Raw genomic sequence first — 23,125 nt, forward strand, 5'->3', positions numbered from 1 at the left:
ATGGGTATTCTCGAAGTCAAAAACGTAAACAAGCGCTTCGGCGGGTTGCAAGCCTTGGGTAACGTGAACCTGAGCATTGCAGAAAATACAGTGCACGCGATCATCGGCCCCAACGGGGCCGGTAAATCAACACTGCTGAATTGCTTGGTCGGCAAACTGATCCCCGATACGGGATCAGTCATGTTTGACGGGCAATCCGTACTTGGGCGCAAGCCCTATGAAATCAACCAAATGGGTATCAGCCGCGTGTTTCAAACACCCGAGATTTTTGGTGATCTGACGGTGATGGAAAACATGCTGATCCCCTGCTTTGCCAAACGCGATGGTGCGTTCAGCTTGCATGCCATCGGCAGTGTCGCCAGTGAAAAGGATGTGTTTGAGAAGGCAAAGCAGATGCTCTCAGACATGAAACTTTATGACAAACGCGAGATGCACGCATCATCCATGTCACGCGGAGACAAACGCCGCCTAGAGATTGCCATGTGCCTCTCCCAAGAGCCGCGCCTGTTATTGCTGGATGAACCCACCGCTGGCATGGCACGGGCCGATACCAATAACACCATCGACCTGCTCAAACAGATCAAGGAAGAGCGCGACATCACCATCGCCATTATCGAACACGACATGCATGTGGTGTTTTCCTTGGCCGAGCGGATCACCGTGTTGGCCCAAGGCACCCCGTTGGTTGAGGACACGCCTGACAACATCAAAGGCCACCCCAAAGTGAAAGAAGCCTATCTGGGCGAGACGCAGACCGTTTAACGCGGGCGCGCTCTCTCTTTATAAAAGGACATTGATATGACCACTCAGACATTGAACAAAAACGCCAACCATGCCGCCACCGCCCCTGCCTTTCTATCCGTCTGGGACATTCACGCGTCTTATGGCGAAAGCTATATCGTGCAAGGCGTCAGTTTTAACGTTCATGAAGGCGAAATCCTTGCGCTATTGGGCCGCAACGGAGCTGGCAAAACCTCAACCCTACGCACAATTGCACAAATCGGTGATCCACAACTGACAAAAGGCGAGGTCTGGCTGGATCACAAACCCCTGCACCTGATGAAAAGCTATGAGGCCGCCGCCGCAGGACTGGCGCTGGTGCCAGAAGACCGCCGCATCATTGCGGGGCTGACCGTAGAAGAAAATCTGAAGCTGGCCCAAATCGCCCCGCCAATCGGCTGGTCGCTAGAGCGTGTGTATGAGCTGTTCCCGCGTTTGGGTGAGCGTAAGAAGCAAGAAGGCACAACCCTTTCAGGCGGTGAGCAACAGATGCTGGCAATCGCCCGCGCCCTGTGCCGCGACATCAAAGTACTGCTATTGGATGAACCTTATGAGGGCTTGGCCCCCGTCATCGTTGATGAAATAGAAAAGACTTTGTCCATCATCAAGGCGCAGGGCATCACCACAATTCTGGTAGAGCAAAACGCCGTGCGCGCGCTTAAACTGGCTGACCGTGCGGTGATTTTGGACACGGGCAGCGTGGTTTTCGACGGCTCCGCCCAAGAAGTGCTGGAAAACGAATCGCTGCGCGCAGAATACCTTGCGATCTAAGCCGCAATTTCAGGACCAACACGAATGCTCCGCGCCCTGCGGGGCAGTTCATCATGTTCCAGACGCCCCCCAAGTAAAACGAGGACCCTCCCTTGTCGGGCTATGGGGGTGATTGTGTGTTGCCTATAGGTAAAGTGCGGCTTTCCATGCTGTGGCCCTTACCATATAAGCACGTCAAACGGGCATGCGCACGGCGCCCCCTTCGCAACGGTCGAGGAACAATATGACTAAGAATACACATGACGCAGACGTCGCCTTCATTCGGGCATTGGCAGAACTGCTGAACGACAACGATCTGACAGAACTGCAGGTCAAACGCGATTACGCCGAGGACGACAGCCTCAATGTGCGCGTCTCTCGCAAGCCGCCACAACAGATCATGGCCGCCCCCCAAACGATGCACGCTGCCCCTGCCCCAATGGCATCACCAGCGCCCGCAGCAATGGCAGCCCCTGACGCCCCAACAAACTCCGATCCGTCCTCTGATCCGGGTGCAGTGACCTCTCCTATGGTTGGTACCGTCTACACCGCGCCTGAGCCAGACGCGCCTGCGTTTATCACTGTTGGCAAACAAGTCGCCGAAGGTGACACGCTGTTGATTGTGGAAGCCATGAAAACCATGAACCACATCCCCGCCCCTCGTTCGGGCACCATCAAACGCATTCTGGTCGAAGACGGGGCTGCCGTTGAATTTGGCTCTCCGCTTGTGATCCTCGAATAAGGGGGCATTCAATGTTTAACAAAATCCTCGTCGCCAACCGCGGTGAAATTGCCCTGCGTGTCATCCGTGCCGCGCGCGAAATGGGCATTGCCTCTGTTGCGGTACACTCTACCGCTGACAGCGATGCGATGCATGTCCGTATGGCAGATGAAAGCGTCTGCATCGGCCCGCCGTCTTCGCAACTGTCCTACCTCTCCATTCCCGCCATCATCGCCGCCTGTGAAGTCACGGGCGCCGAGGCGATCCACCCCGGCTATGGTTTCTTGTCAGAAAATGCAGGGTTTGTTCAGATCATCGAAGATCACGGCCTGACCTTCATTGGCCCAACAGCCGAACATATCCGCATCATGGGTGATAAAATCTCTGCCAAGGACGCGATGAAAGAACTGGGTGTGCCTTGTGTGCCCGGCTCTGACGGTGGTGTGGCGACACTTGAAGATGCCAAGCGCATTGGCGAAGAAGTCGGCTATCCTGTGATCATCAAAGCCACGGCTGGCGGCGGCGGCAAAGGCATGAAAGTGGCGCAATCCGCCAAAGACATGGAAAAAGCCTATCAAACCGCACGGGCAGAAGGAAAATCAAACTTCGGCAATGACGAAGTCTATATTGAGAAGTACCTGACCACCCCGCGCCACATCGAAATTCAAGTTTTCGGTGACGGCAAAGGCCAAGCTGTGCATCTGGGTGAACGCGATTGTTCGCTCCAGCGCCGCCACCAAAAAGTATTCGAAGAGGCCCCCGGCCCGACGATCACCGCAGAAGAACGCGCGCGTATCGGTAAGGTCTGCGCGGATGCGATGGCCAACATCAACTACATCGGTGCTGGCACCATCGAATTTCTCTATGAAAAAGGCGAATTCTACTTCATCGAGATGAACACCCGCTTGCAGGTGGAACACCCAGTGACCGAAGCCATTTTTGGTGTCGATCTGGTGCGTGAACAAATCCGCGTGGCAGAGGGGCTTCCTATGTCCTTCACCCAAGACGATCTCAAGATCAACGGCCATGCGATCGAAGTGCGTATCAACGCTGAAAAACTGCCAAACTTTGCGCCCTGCCCCGGCAAGATCACGCAATACCATGCCCCTGGTGGCTTGGGTGTGCGGATGGATAGCGCGCTGTATGACGGGTATAAAATCCCGCCCTATTACGACAGCTTGATCGGGAAACTGATTGTGCATGGACGTGACCGCCCCGAAGCCTTGGCACGTCTTAACCGCGCATTGGGTGAACTGATTGTCGATGGCGTGGACACCACTGTACCGCTCTTCCATGCGTTGTTGCAGGAAAAAGATATCCAGACAGGTGGCTATAACATCCACTGGTTGGAACACTGGCTGGAAACAAACTTCGGGAATGCCTGAGGCCGGCGGAGATCTGACACCGGAGCTGTTGCTACACGGTTATAGTGTCGGAATCTTCCCGATGAGCGAAGGACGCGACGACCCAGAGATTTTCTGGGTCGATCCGCGCAAACGCGGTATCATGCCGCTGGATGGTTTCCACCTCTCACGATCGCTGCGCCGTGCCATGCGTCGCAGCGACTGGACCATCACCACGGATCGCGATTTTAGCGGCGTGCTGGATGGCTGCGCTGACCGTGACGAGACATGGATCAACGCAGAAATCCGCAGCCTCTACACTGCCCTGTTTGAACGTAAACAAGCCCATTCTCTGGAGGTATGGGAAGGTGAAGCCTTGGTTGGGGGCGTCTATGGGGTGGTGCTGGGGGGCGCGTTTTTTGGCGAATCGATGTTCTCGCGCCGCACAAATGCATCCAAAATCGCGTTGGCCTGTCTGGTCGACAGGCTGCGCAACGGTGGGTTTACCTTGTTTGACACACAGTTCATCACCAGCCATCTGGCATCACTAGGCGGGATTGAGATCAGCCGCGCAAAATATCACAGGAAATTAGCAGACGCTAAAGCTCTAACTGCGTCTTTTGGCACGGGCCCACAGGCCAGCCCTCAGGACGTGATACAGCGCATGACCCAGATATCGTAACGCTGATGCTCCATCGCGTTAATCGCAGGGGCAGAGGCGATCATCCAGCCGGAAAAAACCGTGCCAGCATTTCCGATTTCGGAAACTTCCAACTCGGCATAGGCATCCCCTGACGGGTTACCCACAGGATAACGACATTCATTAAGAACGATGCTGAGGCGTCCAATGGTCGCGATCTGGCCGTTCGGAACGGACAAATCAACCGTTGTGCCAGAGGTCTTATCCAGCGCGCGCAGGATAGCACCCTGCCCGTTGCTGGTTTGCTCTGCCACAGCAGAACTGGCGCAGAACGCCAGAACAAATGCTAAGCCGCGTATCACTCGGGTGCCCATGCCTCATAGTCACCGCGATCCGCAGGGTTTTCACGGCGGATCGACCCGCTTGGCGCATAGGCCAATACTGTGCCCGTCAGGTTTTCCTGATGCGGCTTTTCCCAAACTTTGTGGGCCAAGGGGCTTTTTGTTGGGGGGGAATCATAGGTGCGGTGCAGCCAACCGTGCCAATCAGGGTTGATCCGGCTCGCTTCGATTTCGCCGTTGAAGATCACCCAACGCTTGCTGTCATCGGCATTGCGATAATAGATATTACCCTGTGAATCGTCACCAACCTTCACGCCTTTACGCCACGTGAACAATTGTGTGTTGAGCGTTTGCCCGTTCCACCATGTAACTGCGCTTAAAGCTTTGCTGAGAATGCCCATGCGAGACTCCTATTACTCTTGTTCAGGTTATGGGCAAAAAAACCGCGAAGGTCCAGCCATCTCACGATCCCATAGGCGATCTACGGGATCGTGTTACGCGATTATTCTGCGGCCAGTGCGGTCACTTCGATTTCGATCCTGAATTTAGGATCAATCAACCCACATTCAATCATCGTCGCCGCTGGCGGGTTCTCGCCAAAGGCTTCCGACAGGATGGGATAGCAAGGTGCAAATTCGTTGCGATCTGGCAGCATGTAAGTCACGCGCACAACTTTGCTCATGTCCGTGCCTGCGTTTTCCAACGCCTCGCGGATGATGCGCAGGGCATCCCGGCATTGCGCGGTCACGTCATCGCCCTGCCCGCAAGTGCCAGCAACATGTACAAAGCCCCCCGCAACAACCGCACGGCAATAGCCCAGCTTCGCTTCGAACTCACCACCAGAAAAAATACGCTTCATATCATAACTTTCCAAGAGAAAGGGCAGACCACTGGCCTGCCCTTTATTACGTTAACGTTGTTTAGTTCACCCCGCAGTGGCGGGTTCTTTTACTGCGTCACTGTGGATCATCAACGGACTCGCATCCGATGTCACAGCTTCTTCGTTCACAACAACTTCTTTCACTGTATCCATACCGGGCAGCTCAAACATAGTATCCAGCAGAATGTCCTCAAGGATCGAGCGCAGACCACGTGCGCCTGTTTTCCGCTCAATCGCGCGTTTGGCAATCGCTTGTAGCGCATCCTCGGTGAAGGTCAGCTGCGTGTCTTCCAACTCGAAAAGGCGCTGGTATTGCTTGACCAATGCGTTCTTGGGCTGGCTCAGGATGGTGACCAATGCGTCTTCGTCCAGATCCTCAAGCGTTGCAAGAACAGGCAAACGGCCCACAAACTCGGGGATCAGGCCGAATTTCAGCAGATCTTCTGGTTCCAACTCGGTGAAAATCTCACCGATGCCGCGTGCGTCATTGTCACGCACATCCGCGCCAAAGCCCATAGCAGAGCCTTTGCCACGTGCAGCGATGATTTTATCCAGACCCGCAAAAGCACCACCACAGATAAACAGGATATTTGTGGTGTCCACTTGCAGGAATTCCTGCTGCGGATGTTTACGGCCCCCTTGCGGAGGAACACTGGCAACCGTGCCTTCCATCAGCTTCAGCAAAGCTTGCTGTACGCCCTCACCCGATACGTCACGGGTGATGGAAGGGTTTTCCGATTTACGTGTAATTTTATCTACTTCGTCGATATAAACGATGCCGCGCTGTGCACGCTCAACATTATACTCCGAGCTTTGCAGCAGTTTGAGGATGATGTTTTCAACGTCTTCGCCCACGTAACCTGCTTCGGTCAGTGTGGTTGCATCGGCCATTGTAAACGGCACATCCAAAATCCGCGCCAGCGTTTGGGCCAGCAACGTCTTACCACAGCCCGTAGGACCGATCAGCATGATGTTGGATTTTGCCAGTTCGATATCGCCGCCTTTTTGGGCGTGATTCAAGCGTTTGTAGTGGTTGTGCACCGCGACAGACAACACCCGTTTTGCCTTGGCCTGACCGATAACATAATCGTCCAAAACGCCTGCAATGTCTTTTGGTGTCGGCACGCCATCGGTTGCCTTCAGGCCGGATGCCTTTGTTTCTTCACGGATAATATCCATGCACAGTTCGACGCATTCATCACAAATGAAAACGGTCGGGCCTGCGATCAGCTTGCGCACCTCATGCTGGCTTTTGCCGCAAAAGCTGCAATATAGGGTGTTTTTGCTGTCGCCGCTGGTTGAATTGGCCATCTGAGCCCTTTCAGGTCTAAAGCTTGGGGGTACCACCCCGAATGGGTGGTACGAAACGAAATCGATGTAAGTCTAAGTCACGCACCAAGGTCCTGCAATCGCAAAACCAAGGCGCGTGCTATTGTTGTTCACTTGCCCTTTTTGGGCTTCTTCTCTTCTGCATCGTCGGATTTACCGCGATTTTCCACGATCTCGTCGATGTGACCCCATTCTTTGGCTTCTTCGGGTGTCATCCACGTATCACGGTCCATCGTTTTCTGAACGGTCTCATAATCCTGACCAGTGTGCTTGACATACAGCTTGTACATCCGCTCGCGGGTTTGTTCGATGTGGCGCGCTGAAATCAGGATATCCGATGCCATGCCCTGTGAGCCGCCGGAGGGTTGATGCACCATAACTTCGGAGTTTGGCAGCGCAAACCGCATGCCTTTCTCGCCGCCCACGGCAATAACAGACCCCATAGAAGCCGCCATGCCACAGATCAATGTCGATACTTTGGGGCGAATATACTGCATCGTGTCATAGATCGACAGTCCCGCAGAAACTTCACCACCGGGCGAATTGATATACATGCTGATTTCTTTGGCAGGGTTTTCAGATTCGAGATGCAGCAACTGCGCCACGATAAGATGGCTCATCCCGCTGTGAATCGGTCCGTTAATGAAAATAATGCGTTCTTTCAGCAGACGCGAAAAAATATCATACGCACGTTCGCCACGGCTGGTCTGTTCCACAACCATGGGAACGAGGTTCATGTACGTCTCTACGGGATCTTGCATATGCTCTGCCTTCAATAGGGTTGCGCAGGATTATACCTGCCCAAGCGTTTACACAAGATTAGTCGTGGCGAGGGTGAGCTTCAAGGGGGCTTTGGACAGATCGCGGCGACACTGCATACAATCGCCCGAACGCTACCTCCGCACGGCCATTAAATGCTAGTTTTCATAAAACCTTAACATTTCCATCACCTTTTTGTAATCCACGCCGTCAAAGCTCGTGCCTAATTTCAATGCCCGGTGAAAATCGCAGAGGCGGGACAGACCTGCCCACCACTGCGAGGAATTATACACCAAGGCAGCACATGCGCTGCTGGGGCTATTTTTGATTAGGACGTTTCAAAACTTTCCATGGCCTCGCTGTTTAACAGCGGGGTCATTTATTACATCCCGCCCCTCCCATGAAAGGGAAAAGCACTTAGCGCTGGTGACTCAGGTGACCTTTGAGCGGACCTTGTATTTGTCTTGGTCCCACAGATTATTGTTCATGACATCCGCGATGATCTTGACCGCGGCACTGATATCAGCAGCGTCCAGATACATCGGCGTAAAGCCAAACCGCATAATATCAGGTGCACGGAAATCACCGATCACGCCACGCTCGATAATGGCCTGCATCGCGGCAAACCCCTCATGGAACTGCAACGACACCTGTGAGCCACGCACAGCGCTATCGCGCGGGCTGGCCAACGTAAGCTGCGGCACATCACGCTCGATCTCCGTAATGAACTGCTCTTGCAGCGCAACAGATTGCCTGCGCAGTTCTGCCATATCCACATCCGCCCACAGATCCATCGCGACTTCCAGCGCAGTCAACTGGATCACCGGCGGCGTGCCAACACGCATCCGCTCGATCCCTGCCCCGGCTTTATAGTTTAGATCAAAGGCAAAGGGCTGACGGTGCCCCAACCAACCGCTCAGCGCGGGTTTGATGGTATCGGCCAAATCAGGCCGCACATAGATGAATGCAGGCGCGCCCGGCCCGCCGTTGAGGTATTTATAGGTACAACCGATGGCGAATTCACAATTGGACCCCTCCAGATCAACCTCAATCGCGCCAGCAGAATGCGCCAAATCCCAAAGCATCACAGCCCCATGGCGATGCGCCAACTCGGTGATCGCGTTCATATCGTGTGTCCGGCCCGTGCGGTAATCCACCTGCGTCAGCATCACCACAGCAATGCTGTCATCCACCGCATCCACAACCTCTTCGGGGGCCACGGTGCGCAGCTCATAGCCTTGCTCCATCAATCCGACCAAGCCTTCGGCCATATAGAGATCAGACGGGAAATTCCCCGTGTCGCTGAGGATCACACGGCGTTCGGGGTTCATCTTAATCGCCGCCGCCAAGGCTTGGAAAACTTTGAGCGAGAGCGTATCGCCCATCACAACCGACCCTTCAGCCGCGCCAATGATCCGCGCCACCTGCGCGCCAACGCGCATCGGTTGATCCATCCACCCCGCAAAATTCCATCCACGGATCAACATCTCACCCCATTCATCAGTCAGCATGCTTTGCACACGTGCAGCCACCGCTTTGGGCATCGGCCCCAGCGAGTTACCATCCAGATAGATCACACCTTCGGGTATGATAAACGCCTCTTTTTTCAAAATGTTAGACATTACAGGGCTCCTCTCACATTCCATAATTCGGGAAACAACTCGACTTCGAGCATTTTACGCAAATAGGCGACACCAGCCGTACCCCCCGTGCCCCGCTTAAAACCGATAATCCGCTCAACTGTGGTCACATGGTTAAACCGCCAACGCCGGAAATAATCCTCAAGGTCCACCAGCTTTTCGGCCAGCTCATACAGCCCCCAATGCGCTTTCGGGTCTTCATAAACCCGCTGCCAAAGGTCTTGCACAGCGCCATTTGCGGCCCAATCCGTTTGCCCCGGATCGCCTGCCAGCGGCGTATGCCCAAATTCCGTGCACAAGAGCGAAATCGCCACTTGATACAGGCTCGGCTGCGCCAATTCAGCTTCCAGCCGCTCAAACGCTTCGGCGTTATGTTTGTGCAGCTTCATCAACGCCTCATTGCGATTCCCCAAAAGGAACTCAACTAAACGGTACTGGTGCGACTGAAATCCTGAAGAATTGCCCAAGCTGGGTCGGAAAGCGGTATATTCGCTGGGCGTCATGGTACGCAAAACATCCCACGCGGAATTCAGCTGCTCGAATATCCGTGACACGCGCGACAACATCTTGAACGCGGTTGACAAATTCCCCGTCAGCAACGCCTGACGTGCGGCCTCCAGCTCATGTATAGCAAGGCGCATCCACAGCTCGGACGTCTGGTGCTGGATGATAAACAGCATCTCGTCATGGGCATCGGACAAGGGATGCTGTGCCTTTAAGATCGGTTCAAGGCCAAGGTAGTCCGTATAGGACATATCCTCGGCAAAATCCATTTTTGCGCCTTTGGAAGCGGCTTCAAAATCACTCATCATGCGACCCTTTTGCTGACTGATGGCGCACCCCTAGCACACCACCCCCTGCAAGGCCAAGATATGCTGTACGCATACAACACTAGTCATTCAGGGCATCAAAACCCGCACACCAGGAATCATTGCGATTCTCTGCAAATCCTCATCGTAGGTTTCGGTCATGTCCTCTACGACTTCCTCAGTCCACCCCGGCATATCAAGCTCTTCTTCAAGCTCCTCATCGATCCCGTATTTTGTCAAAAAGGCAGAAATAGCGCGACGCTTCTGGCTTTCGGTCAAATCCGGCTGTGTTTTCAGATATGCGCGAAACCGCTTCATACCCTCGACACTCATGATCGAGTTGAGCAGGTCAAACGCGCCAGTGATCTTCTCATCGTCAGCCAAGCCCGCCATTTGCTTGATAATATGAGCCCAGATCAAAGGCGCATCCTCACTGCACCAAACAGTAATGGGTACATTCGGCACAGCCTCACGTAGCTTGGCTATCATATCCGACCAAAGCATATCACGCGGGTCTTCTTCCCCAAAGAAAGCAGCAAGGTTTTGATTGTCGGACTTACTATACAACACTGGCAGCAAAGCAGCGGGATTGCGAATGGCCATATAGATTTCAATATCGTCAGGTTCAAATATCTGCACCATCCGCGCCATTCGCACCGGCCCCGCAGGATAGAACACTCCTCCCTCTACTGCCGTTTTGGGAGTTCGGAAGAAATTGGGATCAGAAAGGATCACACGGTCTGCCTCTACGTCATCCATAAAAGCATCAACTAGCACTTCACGTGCCATCTCAGATGCAGGAGCGGTTGCCATCGCGTTAAGCGTTTCGCGCAAAATACCACGATACCGACCATGGCCCGGAACCATCACCCCTCTCGCCGCAAACTCCTCTGCATTTCGTAAAAGACACTTCATCAGCCGGTCTTCTTCCGTAAAATGCACACCCACATGTAGGACCAGTTTCATCACTCTACCGCCATTTGTTTCCATTTCTGTATAACGCTCAGGGGGCGCTGTGTAAAACATGCAAAAGAATGATAATTTCCTCTTGCGCCATCTGAATATTGGCTTTAGAGACGCCCGCAGTGCCCCTATAGCTCAGCTGGTAGAGCAATTGATTTGTAATCAATAGGTCCGCGGTTCGAGTCCGTGTGGGGGCACCATTTCAACATCCAGATTTATCCAAAGACATCCGATAAGACCTTTGTTATATAGGTTTCATCAAGGTCGTTCGTCCGATGCTGCTTTATGACATCCAGCACCGTACCCCCTGATTGGGGGTATATTTGGGGGTACGATAGAATCTGAAAAAAGAGCGTACCCCCACTATGCCTTTAAGCGACATCAAGATCAGAAACCTGAAAACAGAAGCAAAGCCCTACAAGGTCGCCGATTTTGAAGGCCTCTTCATTCTTGTCAAAACAAGCGGTTCCAAGTCTTGGCGCTTCAAGTACCGCTTGGGTGGCAAGGAGAAATTGTTCGTTATTGGTGACTACCCCGCTCATAGCCTAGCACAGGCCCGCAAAGCGCGTGACGCAGCCAAAGCACTTTTAGCGCAAGGCATCGACCCCAATGAAGCCAAGCAGGAAGATAAACGGATTCTGGAAGCCGCCAAAGGTGAGACATTCATCAAGCTAGGGCAGGCTTTTCTTGCCAAGCAACACAAAGAAGGAAAGTCCAAAGCAACTTTGGACAAGACAGAGTATCACCTTAAACTCGCGAACCAAGACTTCGGGCAAAAGCCGATCACCGAAATTACTGCCCCTATGATTCTGAAAACCCTTCGCAAAGTGGAAGCCAAGGGCAACTACGAGACTGCGCACCGATTGCGCGCTCGTATTGGTTCCATATTTAGGTACGCGGTTGCTAGTGGAGTAGCCGAGATTGACCCAACCTACGCCCTACGGGACGCATTGATCCGCCCTACCCGTGTTCACCGCGCAGCCATCACGGACCCAAAGGCGCTGGGCCAGCTGATGCGTGAGATCGCACAGTTTGATGGGCAAGCCACCACCCGCATCGGTTTGCAGCTACTGGCAATGCTCGCCCAGCGCCCCGGAGAGATACGTAGTGCTAAATGGGCGGAAATCGACTTTGCCAACAAAATATGGGCAATCCCTGCCGAAAAGATGAAGATGCGTCGCGATCACCTTGTTCCCCTGCCCGACCAAGCTATGATGTTGTTAGATGAGTTGCGCAGAATGAATGGCAACGGTGAGTACCTTTTCCCTTCATTGCGCACGTGGAAACGGCCAATGTCGGAGAATACCCTCAACGCCGCATTGCGCAGAATGGGTTATGCTGGCGACGAGATGACAGCACACGGATTTAGAGCAAGTTTTTCAACTCTGGCAAATGAAAGCGGCCTTTGGCACGCTGACGCAATTGAGCGTGCATTAGCCCATGTAGAGAAGAACGAGGTTCGTCGGGCATACGCACGGGGGGAGCATTGGGATGAACGCGTTCGCCTCGCAAATTGGTGGGCTGACTACATTGACGAAATTAGGACGCAAACATGACGACCCCAAACACCAAGGCAATCTTGATGAAAGAGATCGTAGATGATGCTTTAGGCGATATAGCCGACTGGAAGAAGCCAAAGTCGGAAAAGTCGATTGGCCCTCAGTTCCCAAAACTTGCAGACGCGTTTCACGCAGACATCCAAGCCATAAAACAAGAGCTTTATGTAATGCTGGAACCTTGGCCAGCAGAAGAGCTGAGCAAGCGCTTTCAAGAAAAAAGCTACAATGGTCAAAGGCTGCTTCGTGACCCAGAGGGCACTAGCTTTGAGGCAGTTAATAAAATCCGGATGCTTAAAGCAAGAGAGCCAGCATGGTTCATATCAGGCTGGCATGTCAAAGCGGTGGAAATTGATGCCTCCCATTGGAGAGCGTTTACAGGTTGCAACTTGCCTGAACTGACACTCCTAAGCGTTGGGATTGATCCACGAAAAGTAAACTTTGATGCACTTTTCAAGAGGTACGGACATACAACCCCTCAAGACCAGATGCTCCAATTTATCGAAGATCAGTATGAAGCGATTGCCAATGGCCTAGGCGTTGATCCCGATGATGAGGAGAGAAAACACGATTTGCTTACATTCTATACATGGGTGAAGCAGGTTAAGTTCAAAATTGATGCGAGATTTCGCGCCTTACTTCGAGACAAGTTTTCGGACGAACCGGATATAGCCCCCCCAACAATCCCCATGGTCACTGTTCGAAACAACACACCCCTGCACAAAAGCACCTATAAGCACCATGCAATTCTAATCTACTCAATGGCCGTGGAGAAATATGGCCTAAAAGGCCTGCCCGATGTCGGACGCGTTGCGAAGAAAATCCAGCATGACGCGGAGCTTCAAGGCCACCGCCCAGCGATACGCCCGATCAAGTTACTTTTAACAAAGGGAATTGAGTTATCCGCACCCCATGACGAGCACTAAATTTACCGAAAAGAACTCAAATCCCCACTTATCGTTTAAATACAAAGGGAGAATATTCAGCTTTTGAATACCCCGAATGATAAACGACGCAGGCAAACTTGATCATACCTTAGCAAACGAAGATGTATCATGTTGAGCTACGCACCATTTCCACAAGACGATTTCGTCCGTCTATCTCAAATACTCGCCCCTACAGGCCCAATTCCCGTCTCAAAATCCACGTGGTGGCAGGGCGTAAAAGATGGGCGCGTCCCACAGCCCCAGAAACTTGGCCCGCGCACTACAGTTTGGAAGGCGGAAGACATCCGGTCATTGTTCGAGGCTCACTCCCATGAGTAAGCGCGCGGACCCTATGGCCGTGAAAGCGGCCCTCACCTACGAGATAAAGGACGCAGCCAAAACGCTAGGCGTTTCTGTATCGACCATCTGCAACTGGATTAAAGACGGTTTGCCTGTAATGGCATCGCAGAAACCGTTTCTAATTTCGGGCGCGGAGCTGCGCGCCTAGCTTGACGAGAGTCTACTAAGCTGTAGGTGGCGTCGAAAAATCTCGTTTACTGGGTTCTTATTATCCGTTTTCCAAATCATTCTAATTTCGTGCTGCGCCTTTGGTTCTTCGATTTCGATATAGACCAGATCTGCCATTCTTGAACGAGACAGAGACCGTGGCACCAGTGAAACTCCCATGCCCTGAGCTACCAGTGCGATGACAGTGAACCAATGTTGAACGCGATAGTGCTCATATGGGTCAACTTCTGCGGCGCGTAACAGGCCTACAATATGATCGTGGTAATGGGCCGCAAATTCACGTGCAAAAACCAAAACCTTTTCACCCGCCATTTCTGAAATGGAAATCCGGCTGCGCTCCGCCAGACGGTGATTACGTGGGACGCAGCAAACCAACCGTTCCGTTTCTACCAGATGGGATTGTAAATCATCAGGGAGTGGAACCGAATGGATAAACCCCACATCGATCTTGCCTTGTGTCAGGTGATCAATTTGACGGTTGGTATTCATTTCATGAAGGTCGAGTTTTGCAGCGGGGTATGCTTCCTCAAAGCTGTGCAGGGTGCGTGGCAAGTGGCGGAAAAGCATCGATGGGACGAACGATACAGCAAGCGTACCAGATGTTCCTTTAGACTTTTGCTCAGCAAGGGCGCGTGCAGCGTCTAGCTGGCCCAGAATACGCGCGCAGTGCTCTGCAAAGACAGCGCCCGCAGGCGTAAGGCGCACCGCTTTCCTGCCTCGATCTAGCAACAAAAAACCCAAGTTCTCTTCGAGTTGCTTCATACTAACGCTCAAAGGGGGTTGGGAGATGTTCAAGCGAGCAGCTGCGCGACCAAAGTGAAGCTCCTTACTAAGCACGAGAAACTGCTGAAGTTGTCGAAATGTAATAGCCACACCGGTCCAATCATATGGTTTTTGCAATCGCATAATACATTAATGGTATTTGAATTGGAATGATTGATGCCCCACCATCACAGGACGCTCACAACGAACACACTATCGCTGAGTGCAATCAACTGACTTCAAGAGGACCAGTCATGCCACTGCAAATTCATAAGAACATTCCCGACAGCGCAGGCATGAACGCTTTTGCAGCTGATCCCGCCTTACAGCACCTTGCATGGTTATATCTGATGGAGGAGGACCGCGCCTCTTTGACACCTGAGCTCGAGCGCATGGGGGATGTAGTCGGTAGATATTTGGAAGAGTTAGCTTTAACCGCCGACAAAAACCCTCCAACCTTGCAAATTCGTGCCCGCAACGGGGCTGAATTAGAAAAGGTCCACAAACACCCTTCATACGTTGAACTTGAGCGCTACGCGTTTGGAGAGTTTGGCCTTGCGGCCATGTCTCATCGTGCCGGCGTCTTTGGCGCGCAACATAAACTCCCGCCAATGATCAAATACGCGCTAGTATTTCTCTTTGTGCAAGCAGAATTTGGCTTGTGTTGCCCCTTGTCGATGACTGATTCCCTAACACGGACACTGGTAAAATTCGGCTCAAAAGAGTTGATCGACCAATACTTTGACCGCCTGACCAGCCAAGATATGGACGAATTGTTCCAAGGGTCGATGTTTATGACCGAACAAGTGGCCGGCTCGGACGTCGGCGCTATTGAGACAACTGCGAAGTTGGTTGACGGTGAATGGAAGCTATTTGGTGACAAATGGTTCTGCTCCAATCCCGATGCAGGACTTGGCATGGTTTTGGCACGCCCTGAAGGGGGAGAAGCAGGCACTGGCGGACTGTCACTGTTCTTGTTACCGCGCAACTTGCCGGACGGTACGAAAAACAATTATCGTATTCTTCGCCTAAAAGAAAAAATGGGCACAAAGTCTATGGCGAGCGGCGAAATCTCGATTGAAGGCGCTACTGCCTATTTGGTGGGAGATCCGGGCCAAGGATTCAAACAGATGACTGACATGATCAACATGTCACGTCTGGCAAATGGTGTGCGTTCTGCCGGCTTGATGCGGCGAGCAGTGTCCGAGGCGCTGTTCATCTCGAAAAACCGTACTGCATTCGGGAAGCGTTTGATTGATCTGCCACTGATGCGCCGCCAGTTAATGAAGATGTTGGTGACAGCCGAGCAAGGTCGCTCGATGGTGTTTCACACAGCACGTATTCTACAAGCGTCGGATGCCGGGGATGCAGAGCAAGCAAAAGTGCTGCGCATCATGACGCCGCTAATCAAGTTTCGTACTTGTCGAGACGCACGCAAAGTCGCGGGCGACGGCATGGAGGTGCGCGGTGGCTGCGGCTATATTGAGGAATGGTCGGATGCACGCGTGCTGCGAGACTCGCACTTGGGGTCTATCTGGGAAGGTACAAGCAACATTGTTGCATTGGACGTAGCCCGGGCTGTACGTCGCGCAGGCGCTTTGGGTGCCTTACGGGATTACGTGGAGAAATTGTTGCGCGAAGCGGCTGACCAAGGTCACGATATAGAAGAAATCTCTACGGCGTTTACGCGTGCGGCTGACTTACTGGAAACTGTGGCCAACGATCGTGCTCTTGAAGCAGATGTGCGCGTTGCCGCAAGCGCAGTTTATAATGCAACGTCGGCAGCGATCATGCTTTGGGAAGACGCACAGTTGTCTGGGCGCGACGGATACAATGGCGACCGCAAAACGCTTGCTCGGGCAGTAGTCGCCCACAAACTAGCCACACGTGATCCACTCGCCCCCAGCGCCACGCAGGCGATGAGCGAGCAAGATGTAGCCGAACTTTTGGACCGCGCCTTGGCAGACGCACAAATTGGTACAGCACAATGAATGTCGCAAACACGGGCGCATTGCAGGGGTTGAAGGTTATCGATTTATCAAGGGTCTTAGGTGGACCGTTTGCAGGGCAAATCCTTGGGGACCATGGCGCTGACGTGATCAAGGTCGAGCCCCCCGCTGGGGATGAGACACGTGAATGGGGGCCGCCCTTCCAAGAGGAAACGGCATCGTATTTCCTCGGCCTGAATCGCAACAAACGGGCCTTGGCGCTGGATTTACGCCAAGGCGAGGGCCGTGCTGTGCTGTTGCGCTTACTGGAAGACGCGGATGTACTGCTGGAGAATTTCAAAACTGGTACGATGGAAAAATGGGGCATCGGCTATGATGCCCTTTCAGCGCGCTTTCCAAAGCTGATCCATTGCAGGGTCAGCGGCTTTGGCGCTGACGGCCCCATGGGCGGAATGCCAGGCTATGATGCGATTTTGCAAGCCATGGGCGGCATCATGAGCGTGAATGGCTCCGAGGAAAGTGGCCCCACGCGGGTTGGCCTACCGGTTGTTGATATGGTGACAGGGCTGAATGCGGTTCAAGGCATTCTGCTGGCGCTTTACCACAGGCACACCTCGGGGGTGGGGCAGTTCGTTGAAGCAGCTTTGTTTGATAGCGCGCTCTCATTGTTGCATCCGCATGCCGCCAATTATGCGCTGTCGGGTAAAACACCACAAAGGACGGGCAATGATCACCCCAATATCGCCCCCTATTCCACCTATGCCACGGGTGGCCGTCCTATTTATTTGTCGGTTGGAAATGACCGGCAGTTTGCACGGCTGTGTGATCTAATCGGAGCACCTGAAATCGCCTTAGACCCTCGGTTTATTTCAAATGGAGAGAGGTTAAAAAACCGCGCGGATTTACGTATTACACTGGAGGACGCACTGGCTGGATTTGACGGGAGCGATCTGGCCCAGACATTGATCAATGCAGGCGTTCCGGCCGGCCCTGTTCTGGATGTGAGCGAAGCACTGGCGCATCCGCATACCGAGCATCGTGAAATGACTATAGGCATCGGCGACTACAGCGGATTAGGAGCGCCAATAAAGGCCACGGCAACACCAGCAAGCTACCGCCGTAAACCACCGAAATTTGCGGAACACCGGGATGAAATTTTGGCAGAAGCCGGATTTTCAAAAGAGACTATCGCGGATCTAACTGCACAGGGAATAACACCAGATAAGCGACGCATTTAGGGATCGCGAAGATACGACTGACTAAATTAAATTCCATGGGAGGAACACATATGACTTTTAAATTTACTGCTGCACTTGGTGCGGCCGCAATGGCGCTGGCCAGCGCCCTGCCCGCGACGGCCCAAGAAACAGAGCTGCCGCGCTCAATGCTTTGGTCAACCTATGATGTTGGATCAAGTGGCTATGTTGAAGCCTCTGCCGTGGCTGATGCATTTGGCAAGGAATTCGGCACCCGCGTGCGGATTATGCCATCGGGTACGTCTATTGGGCGATTGCTACCGCTCAAGACAGGGCGTGTGCAATATGGGTGGTTGGCAAACGAAGTCTATTTCGCAACCGAAGCACTGTATGACTTCGAAGTACAGGAATGGGGCCCTCAAGATCTCCGTATCGTATCAGGTCGGCCATCAACTTTCGGCATGGCGATTGCAACGGATAGCGGCATCAAAACCATCGCTGACATCCGAGGAAAACGCGTCCCAAAAATCAAGGCGAACCCGTCGATTAATATCAAAGTCGAAGCCATGCTCGCCTTTGCAGGCTTGACTTGGGACGATGTAGAAGTTGTCGAAGTTCCCTCTTATGGAGCTGCGTTGCGCGCCGTTGTTGATGGGCAAGCAGACGTTGCCGGAACGACGCCAACAGCAGCAACGCTCTATGAACTGGAAGGCTCTTCACGTGGACTAAGCTGGGCTCCTCTACCCAAAGATAATGCCGAAGGTTGGGATGCCATTGGAAACGTTGCCAGCTTCTTCGCACCGACCACTGCAACCAGTGGCGCAGGTATTTCTGCGGAAAACCCCGCAGAGATTTTCGCTGTACGCTATCCGATGATCACCGTTTACGCAGATTCAGATGAAGACGAAGTTTATACCTTTCTCAAAGCGCTGGATGCTACCTTTGACATCTACAAAGGCGCGACATCCGCCATGCCGGGATGGGCATTGGCAAAAGCAGGGACAACCCCGCAAGATGCGCCCTTTCACCCTGGTGCGATCCGCTATTTGAAAGAGATCAACGTTTGGACCGATGGAGATCAAGCGTGGAATGATGCGCGATTGGCTCGTATGGAAGCGGTACAAAAGGCTTGGGATGAAGCGACCGAAACCGCGATGGATCAAAATATCTCATCCGCTGACTGGCCCGCATTCTGGACGGCCCAACGCGCTGAAAAGCTGAAGTAGCCTTTTGCTACCCGTCCCTCGCGTGGTTTCATGCGAGGGGCTATTTCCTTCAGTCAGAGGTATTGTGAATGTCTAATTCAGTTGAAAACGCTACACCGCGCCTACATGGCGCCTCACGCCTCGCCGTTGGTGCACTCGGTGTCATCGGACTATTCGGCATCGTCTTGCAAACGTTTAACATTCCGCTACTGGGTGTCTTTCCCCTCTTATCCAACAGATACTACTATCTGTTAATCGCTGTTTTTCTGGCGGCTGCATTTTTACTGCTGCCTGCACGCAGCAACGATAGTTTGGCACCTGTGAGCCCTGTCGATTGGGTACTTGCCGGGCTTTCCTTGGCCTGCGCAGGGTATCTGGGTGTCAATGCCGAGTTAATCATCACGCAGGGTTGGGATGTAGTTGCGCCTACAATACCTGCTGTGGTCTCAATCTTGGTTGTCTTATTGTCTCTTGAGGCGTTGCGCCGTTCTGGAGGGATATTGCTATTGATCATTTGCGGTTTTTTCGCAAGCTACCCCCTGTTTGCTGACTACATGCCCGGTTTTTTATGGGGGCCATCCCTTAGCGTGACCGAAACCGCTGCCGCGCATGTAATGGGGATGGAAAGCCTCATCGGCATCCCTCTCCGAGTAGTTGCGGATGCATTGGTGGGGTTTATTATCTTTGGCGCAGTACTAAACGCCATTGGTGGTGCGCGCTTCTTTATGGAATTGTCCATGGCCTTGATGGGGCGTCGGCGGGGCGGTTCTGCTAAGGTCGCGATTGTATCTAGCGCACTCTTCGGCTCCCTGTCTGGGTCGGTAATCTCAAATGTTCTGTCCACAGGGCGAATGACCATTTCCTCAATGAAGCGGTCAGGGTATCCCCCGCAATATGCTGGCGCGGTTGAAGCATGTGCCTCTACCGGCGGGACCCTTATGCCACCTGTCATGGGCGCTGTAGCCTTTATTATGGCCTCATTCCTTGATGTTTCCTACACCACAATCGTTATCGCTGCGATTGTTCCATCTGTTCTGTACTATCTCGCCCTGTTGTTACAGGTCGACCTTTTTGCTGCACGCAACAATATCGTGACACCGGCAGATCAGGAAATTCCTGTTTTGCGGGCCGTCATTGGCCAAGGCTGGCACCATCTTGTGTCGCTATTTGGACTGGTCGCTTTATTGTTTATGGTTAGCCCTGCACGGGCAGCCTACTATGCCACAGGCCTTATGTTACTCGTCTCGCTCATACGATACCGGCAAATCCCAAGGTTCGATGCGGCGCAGTCTCTGGTTGAAGGTGTCACCCGTGACATAGCTTATCTAATAGCCACTCTCTGCGGCATCGGTCTGGTTGTCGGGTCTCTGGCAATCACAGGCGTTGGTGGCGCTTTCTCAAGGGAGCTTGTTCAATATGGCGGCGAAAACACGCTACTGTTATTAATACTCGGCGCGATCACCAGCTTTGTATTAGGCATGGGGATGACCGTGTCTGCCTGCTACATATTTTTGGCAACCGTTTTGGCACCTGCATTGGTGAAACTGGGTTTATCCCCCATTGGGTCACACTTGTTTGTTCTCTATTGGGGAATGCTATCATACATCACCCCGCCTGTCGCACTCGCGTCAATCACGGCTGCTCAGATAGCTGGAGCCAAGGGTATGGCAACTGGGTTCACCTCAATGCGGCTAGGTGCTGCACTGTTTATTCTGCCTTTTGTATTCGTCTATGAACCCGCACTACTGCTGCAGGGAGGGGACGTTGTTGTTACCATATTTGCAATTAGTACTGCGGTTATGGCACTAACTGCGCTGTCTTGCGCTCTTGAGGGTTATTTCTACGGAATTGGTTCTATTTCAAAGTTAGAACGACTTGTCGTTGGAGTTGGTTCCATAGGCTTAATGATCCCAGATCGGATGTACGAGCTTGGTGGGCTGGTGATCGTTGTACTTGGGGCAGGCATCGCACAGATGAGGCGCAGGGCTATTCAGAAGCGAGCTGGCAACGGATCACCTGATTAACTACTAGATTGTCTAACAAAGGAAGAATTTTGTTATAAAAGGCCCAGCCTGATCCCCGCTACAGGTCCGCGCCGCCAAATGCACAGGGTTATATAACTTTTTTGGTGTTTGCTTCGACGAATTCGTACAAGCACAATGCGACAACACAAAATCAACTGACCAGCGCGATGTCGTTTGTCTCAGTGTGAGTATTGCCACATGAGCCTGTATATAGCCCCCCACCCCCCCCCCAAGGTCACTGTTCAAAGCAACACACCCCTGTACAAAACCACCTATAAGCACCATGCAATTCTAATCTACCCAAAGGCCGTGGAGAAATATGGCCTAAAAGGCCTGCCCGATGTCGGACGCGTTGCGAAGAAAATCCAGCATGATGCGGAGCTTCAAGGCCACCGCCCAGCGATACGCCCGATCAAGTTACTTTTAACAAAGGGAATTGAGTTATCCGCACCCCATGACGAGCACTAAATTTACCGAAAAGAACTCAAATCCCCACTTATCGTTTAAATACAAAGGGATAAAATTCAGCTTTTGAATACCCCGAATGATAAACGACGCAGGCAAACTTGATCATACCTTAGCAAACGAGGATGTATCATGTTGAGCAACGCACCATTTCCACAAGACGGTTTCGTCCGTCTATCTCAAATACTCGCCCCTACAGGCCCTATTCCCGTCTCAAAATCCACGTGGTGGCAGGGCGTAAAAGATGGGCGCTTCCCACAGCCCCAGAAACTTGGCCCGCGCACTACAGTTTGGAAGGCGGAAGACATCCGTGCCCTATTTGACGGGAATACTGACGACGATGGTCAGTAGGTACGCCATGAGCCGATCTTACTCCCCAAGCACCCTTAAGAAAAACAGAGTATATTCGATCCAAGACCTAGAGCGAATATACTCTGTCTCTGCAAATACGGTCACCAATTGGACCAAACAGGGTTTGCAAAAATCTGACAAGAAACAGCCGCATCTTTTTAGAGGTGCTGTTGTGAACGCCTTTCACAAGCAGCGGCGAGCGCGTACGAGAATCCACCTTCGCCCCGGTGAGGTAAAATGCACAGGCTGTAAGCTTGCTGTACTCCTCGAGATCGACACTCTCTCAGAGCGGGTCGTCGGCAAGGGCACCCACATGTGTTTTGGGAGTTGCCCAGAGTGCGGAGCGCATGTCCAAAAGATCACTTCACAGGCCGACAGGGACTATTTCGACGCCTTACGGAATCCCAACACCACCGACGACTCCCTACACGAAGAGATTCAAGAAGACCTCGGTGGTATTGGGAAAGATCAGGAAACCCATCCTCCCGTGGTTTGGACAGCTAACGACCGCTTGATTTATAAATGGCAGAATTACGCTGGGCGGTACGACGAGAAAACCGTAGACCGCCACCTCAGCGCCATTCGGTTACTGGAAGAAACATTAAATGGTAAAGCTTATGATCAGCTAACCAACCACGATATTGGATTGATGCGAGAGCAACTGAAGCAATCTCTACTTGCAGCAAATGAACTACAAAGATCGAAATCCACCGTTGCTCATACGGCATCACACCTGACAGCTTTCCTTCAATGGTTGCTGAAACAAGATGGTTACAAGCGGTTGCCTAGCGACCTACCAGATTACCTGAAACTGCCCAAGTCGGTATATTCCGCTTCATTAAGTAGGAAGGACAAAGACTATCCCACGGTAAAGGAGGCGGAAGCATTGTTGCTAGAGATGCCAATTCAGAATCTTAAGGACCATCGGTCGAAAGCAATCTTTGCCATGGCCTTCCTTTGTGGATTGCGCGCGGATACCCTTGCCTCACTGAGAATCTGCCATTTTGACCCAGCAAAAGAGCTGATAATTCAGGATGCCTCAATCGTTCGAGCAAAAAACGGGAAAAGCCTAAACGTGAACTGGTTCCCCATTCCCAAGACATTTAGCAACACGGTGGACCTGTCGCGGTTTGATGCCGCTCCTTTGATAGCATTTACTGTAACAAAGGAGATAAACTATGGGACTGAAACGGACGGACGAATTTCGC

General features: G+C 52.5%; 23 protein-coding genes, 1 tRNA gene and 1 pseudogene. 16 read left to right on the forward strand and 9 right to left on the reverse strand.

Features of this window, described 5'->3' with window-relative positions; genetic code table 11:
• From GGR95_RS11660 to aat, 5 genes are all read left to right on the forward strand, one after another.
• A complete protein-coding gene (locus tag GGR95_RS11660) occupies positions 1–762 on the forward strand; it encodes an ABC transporter ATP-binding protein (RefSeq protein ID WP_184566013.1) in 762 nt (253 codons plus the stop codon).
• 36 nt (positions 763–798) lie between these two features.
• Positions 799–1,551, forward strand: coding sequence for an ABC transporter ATP-binding protein (locus GGR95_RS11665; RefSeq protein ID WP_184566015.1), 753 nt, complete (start codon positions 799–801; stop codon positions 1,549–1,551).
• A 223-nt stretch (positions 1,552–1,774) separates the two neighbouring features.
• Positions 1,775–2,272, forward strand: a complete 498-nt coding sequence (gene accB / locus GGR95_RS11670) for an acetyl-CoA carboxylase biotin carboxyl carrier protein (RefSeq protein ID WP_184566017.1) — start codon at positions 1,775–1,777, stop codon at positions 2,270–2,272.
• An 11-nt stretch (positions 2,273–2,283) separates the two neighbouring features.
• On the forward strand, positions 2,284–3,636 hold the full coding sequence (accC, locus tag GGR95_RS11675; RefSeq protein ID WP_184566019.1) for an acetyl-CoA carboxylase biotin carboxylase subunit: 1,353 nt from the start codon (positions 2,284–2,286) through the stop codon (positions 3,634–3,636).
• Positions 3,629–4,276, forward strand: a complete 648-nt coding sequence (aat, locus tag GGR95_RS11680) for a leucyl/phenylalanyl-tRNA--protein transferase (protein WP_184566021.1) — start codon at positions 3,629–3,631, stop codon at positions 4,274–4,276. Before accC ends, aat begins: the two co-directional genes overlap by 8 nt.
• Here the strand turns inward: aat and GGR95_RS11685 are convergent.
• The 8 genes from GGR95_RS11685 to GGR95_RS11720 form a co-directional block, all read right to left on the reverse strand.
• Entirely contained in the window at positions 4,240–4,596 is a 357-nt protein-coding gene (locus tag GGR95_RS11685; RefSeq protein ID WP_343042235.1) for a DUF2155 domain-containing protein, read from the reverse strand. The two genes, aat and GGR95_RS11685, sit on opposite strands and share 37 nt — an antisense overlap.
• A complete protein-coding gene (locus tag GGR95_RS11690) occupies positions 4,593–4,976 on the reverse strand; it encodes an NADH:ubiquinone oxidoreductase subunit NDUFA12 (RefSeq protein ID WP_184566025.1) in 384 nt (127 codons plus the stop codon). Before GGR95_RS11690 ends, GGR95_RS11685 begins: the two co-directional genes overlap by 4 nt.
• 101 nt (positions 4,977–5,077) lie before the next feature.
• Positions 5,078–5,434 (reverse strand): Rid family hydrolase, encoded by a 357-nt coding sequence (locus GGR95_RS11695; RefSeq protein ID WP_184566027.1) that lies wholly within the window; start codon positions 5,432–5,434, stop codon positions 5,078–5,080.
• A gap of 66 nt (positions 5,435–5,500) precedes the next feature.
• Positions 5,501–6,766 (reverse strand): ATP-dependent Clp protease ATP-binding subunit ClpX, encoded by a 1,266-nt coding sequence (gene clpX, locus GGR95_RS11700; protein ID WP_184566029.1) that lies wholly within the window; start codon positions 6,764–6,766, stop codon positions 5,501–5,503.
• A 128-nt stretch (positions 6,767–6,894) separates the two neighbouring features.
• Positions 6,895–7,545, reverse strand: a complete 651-nt coding sequence (locus GGR95_RS11705; protein WP_184566031.1) for an ATP-dependent Clp protease proteolytic subunit — start codon at positions 7,543–7,545, stop codon at positions 6,895–6,897.
• A gap of 429 nt (positions 7,546–7,974) precedes the next feature.
• On the reverse strand, positions 7,975–9,165 hold the full coding sequence (gene kynU / locus GGR95_RS11710; RefSeq protein ID WP_184566033.1) for a kynureninase: 1,191 nt from the start codon (positions 9,163–9,165) through the stop codon (positions 7,975–7,977).
• Positions 9,165–9,992, reverse strand: a complete 828-nt coding sequence (locus GGR95_RS11715) for a tryptophan 2,3-dioxygenase (protein ID WP_184566035.1) — start codon at positions 9,990–9,992, stop codon at positions 9,165–9,167. The genes kynU and GGR95_RS11715 overlap by 1 nt, the downstream gene beginning before the upstream one ends.
• 90 nt (positions 9,993–10,082) lie before the next feature.
• On the reverse strand, positions 10,083–10,958 hold the full coding sequence (locus GGR95_RS11720) for a hypothetical protein (protein WP_184566037.1): 876 nt from the start codon (positions 10,956–10,958) through the stop codon (positions 10,083–10,085).
• A gap of 121 nt (positions 10,959–11,079) precedes the next feature.
• Here GGR95_RS11720 and GGR95_RS11725 point away from each other — a divergent pair.
• From GGR95_RS11725 to GGR95_RS11745, 5 genes are all read left to right on the forward strand, one after another.
• Positions 11,080–11,155: transfer RNA gene (locus tag GGR95_RS11725), tRNA-Thr, on the forward strand.
• Positions 11,156–11,320: 165 nt separating this feature from the next.
• Positions 11,321–12,511: a tyrosine-type recombinase/integrase gene (locus GGR95_RS11730; protein ID WP_184566039.1), complete on the forward strand. Its 1,191-nt coding sequence runs from the start codon at positions 11,321–11,323 to the stop codon at positions 12,509–12,511.
• 26 nt (positions 12,512–12,537) lie between these two features.
• The gene (locus GGR95_RS11735; RefSeq protein ID WP_184566040.1) at positions 12,538–13,437 is read left to right on the forward strand and encodes a hypothetical protein; all 900 of its coding nucleotides are present in this window, start codon (positions 12,538–12,540) and stop codon (positions 13,435–13,437) included.
• Positions 13,438–13,566: 129 nt separating this feature from the next.
• Positions 13,567–13,776: a helix-turn-helix transcriptional regulator gene (locus tag GGR95_RS11740; protein WP_184566041.1), complete on the forward strand. Its 210-nt coding sequence runs from the start codon at positions 13,567–13,569 to the stop codon at positions 13,774–13,776.
• Positions 13,769–13,945, forward strand: a complete 177-nt coding sequence (locus GGR95_RS11745) for a helix-turn-helix domain-containing protein (protein ID WP_184566042.1) — start codon at positions 13,769–13,771, stop codon at positions 13,943–13,945. Before GGR95_RS11740 ends, GGR95_RS11745 begins: the two co-directional genes overlap by 8 nt.
• Here the strand turns inward: GGR95_RS11745 and GGR95_RS11750 are convergent.
• Positions 13,942–14,838, reverse strand: a complete 897-nt coding sequence (locus tag GGR95_RS11750) for a LysR family transcriptional regulator (protein ID WP_221384866.1) — start codon at positions 14,836–14,838, stop codon at positions 13,942–13,944. The genes GGR95_RS11745 and GGR95_RS11750 overlap by 4 nt on opposite strands.
• A gap of 143 nt (positions 14,839–14,981) precedes the next feature.
• On the opposite strand from GGR95_RS11750, the gene GGR95_RS11755 reads away from it, so the two are divergent.
• From GGR95_RS11755 to GGR95_RS11780, 6 genes and pseudogenes are all read left to right on the forward strand, one after another.
• Entirely contained in the window at positions 14,982–16,718 is a 1,737-nt protein-coding gene (locus GGR95_RS11755; RefSeq protein WP_184566044.1) for an acyl-CoA dehydrogenase family protein, read from the forward strand.
• Positions 16,715–17,914 carry a CaiB/BaiF CoA transferase family protein gene (locus GGR95_RS11760; protein WP_184566045.1) on the forward strand — a complete coding sequence of 400 codons (1,200 nt, stop codon included), beginning with the start codon at positions 16,715–16,717 and terminating at the stop codon, positions 17,912–17,914. Before GGR95_RS11755 ends, GGR95_RS11760 begins: the two co-directional genes overlap by 4 nt.
• A 50-nt stretch (positions 17,915–17,964) precedes the next feature.
• The gene (locus GGR95_RS11765) at positions 17,965–19,098 is read left to right on the forward strand and encodes a TAXI family TRAP transporter solute-binding subunit (RefSeq protein ID WP_184566046.1); all 1,134 of its coding nucleotides are present in this window, start codon (positions 17,965–17,967) and stop codon (positions 19,096–19,098) included.
• A gap of 68 nt (positions 19,099–19,166) precedes the next feature.
• On the forward strand, positions 19,167–21,101 hold the full coding sequence (locus GGR95_RS11770; protein ID WP_184566047.1) for a TRAP transporter permease: 1,935 nt from the start codon (positions 19,167–19,169) through the stop codon (positions 21,099–21,101).
• Positions 21,102–21,698: 597 nt separating this feature from the next.
• Positions 21,699–21,917: a helix-turn-helix transcriptional regulator gene (locus GGR95_RS11775; RefSeq protein WP_184566048.1), complete on the forward strand. Its 219-nt coding sequence runs from the start codon at positions 21,699–21,701 to the stop codon at positions 21,915–21,917.
• Positions 21,918–22,041: 124 nt separating this feature from the next.
• Positions 22,042–23,125, forward strand: a pseudogene (locus tag GGR95_RS11780) (hypothetical protein); the annotation flags it as partial.

It is taken from the genome of Sulfitobacter undariae (genome assembly GCF_014196805.1).
GTDB lineage: Bacteria > Pseudomonadota > Alphaproteobacteria > Rhodobacterales > Rhodobacteraceae > Sulfitobacter > Sulfitobacter undariae.

Coding starts and splice junctions, on each gene's coding strand:
- GGR95_RS11775 (WP_184566048.1), top strand. CDS start 21,699: ATGTTGAGCAACGCACCATTTCCACAAGACGGTTTCGTCCGTCTATCT.
- GGR95_RS11760 (WP_184566045.1), top strand. CDS start 16,715: ATGAATGTCGCAAACACGGGCGCATTGCAGGGGTTGAAGGTTATCGAT.
- GGR95_RS11690 (WP_184566025.1), bottom strand. CDS start 4,976: ATGGGCATTCTCAGCAAAGCTTTAAGCGCAGTTACATGGTGGAACGGG.
- GGR95_RS11720 (WP_184566037.1), bottom strand. CDS start 10,958: ATGAAACTGGTCCTACATGTGGGTGTGCATTTTACGGAAGAAGACCGG.
- GGR95_RS11735 (WP_184566040.1), top strand. CDS start 12,538: ATGAAAGAGATCGTAGATGATGCTTTAGGCGATATAGCCGACTGGAAG.
- GGR95_RS11770 (WP_184566047.1), top strand. CDS start 19,167: ATGTCTAATTCAGTTGAAAACGCTACACCGCGCCTACATGGCGCCTCA.
- kynU (WP_184566033.1), bottom strand. CDS start 9,165: ATGTCTAACATTTTGAAAAAAGAGGCGTTTATCATACCCGAAGGTGTG.
- GGR95_RS11745 (WP_184566042.1), top strand. CDS start 13,769: ATGAGTAAGCGCGCGGACCCTATGGCCGTGAAAGCGGCCCTCACCTAC.
- GGR95_RS11660 (WP_184566013.1), top strand. CDS start 1: ATGGGTATTCTCGAAGTCAAAAACGTAAACAAGCGCTTCGGCGGGTTG.
- GGR95_RS11665 (WP_184566015.1), top strand. CDS start 799: ATGACCACTCAGACATTGAACAAAAACGCCAACCATGCCGCCACCGCC.
- accB (WP_184566017.1), top strand. CDS start 1,775: ATGACTAAGAATACACATGACGCAGACGTCGCCTTCATTCGGGCATTG.
- GGR95_RS11705 (WP_184566031.1), bottom strand. CDS start 7,545: ATGCAAGATCCCGTAGAGACGTACATGAACCTCGTTCCCATGGTTGTG.
- GGR95_RS11755 (WP_184566044.1), top strand. CDS start 14,982: ATGCCACTGCAAATTCATAAGAACATTCCCGACAGCGCAGGCATGAAC.
- GGR95_RS11715 (WP_184566035.1), bottom strand. CDS start 9,992: ATGAGTGATTTTGAAGCCGCTTCCAAAGGCGCAAAAATGGATTTTGCC.
- GGR95_RS11695 (WP_184566027.1), bottom strand. CDS start 5,434: ATGAAGCGTATTTTTTCTGGTGGTGAGTTCGAAGCGAAGCTGGGCTAT.
- GGR95_RS11765 (WP_184566046.1), top strand. CDS start 17,965: ATGACTTTTAAATTTACTGCTGCACTTGGTGCGGCCGCAATGGCGCTG.
- GGR95_RS11730 (WP_184566039.1), top strand. CDS start 11,321: ATGCCTTTAAGCGACATCAAGATCAGAAACCTGAAAACAGAAGCAAAG.
- clpX (WP_184566029.1), bottom strand. CDS start 6,766: ATGGCCAATTCAACCAGCGGCGACAGCAAAAACACCCTATATTGCAGC.
- aat (WP_184566021.1), top strand. CDS start 3,629: ATGCCTGAGGCCGGCGGAGATCTGACACCGGAGCTGTTGCTACACGGT.
- GGR95_RS11740 (WP_184566041.1), top strand. CDS start 13,567: ATGTTGAGCTACGCACCATTTCCACAAGACGATTTCGTCCGTCTATCT.
- accC (WP_184566019.1), top strand. CDS start 2,284: ATGTTTAACAAAATCCTCGTCGCCAACCGCGGTGAAATTGCCCTGCGT.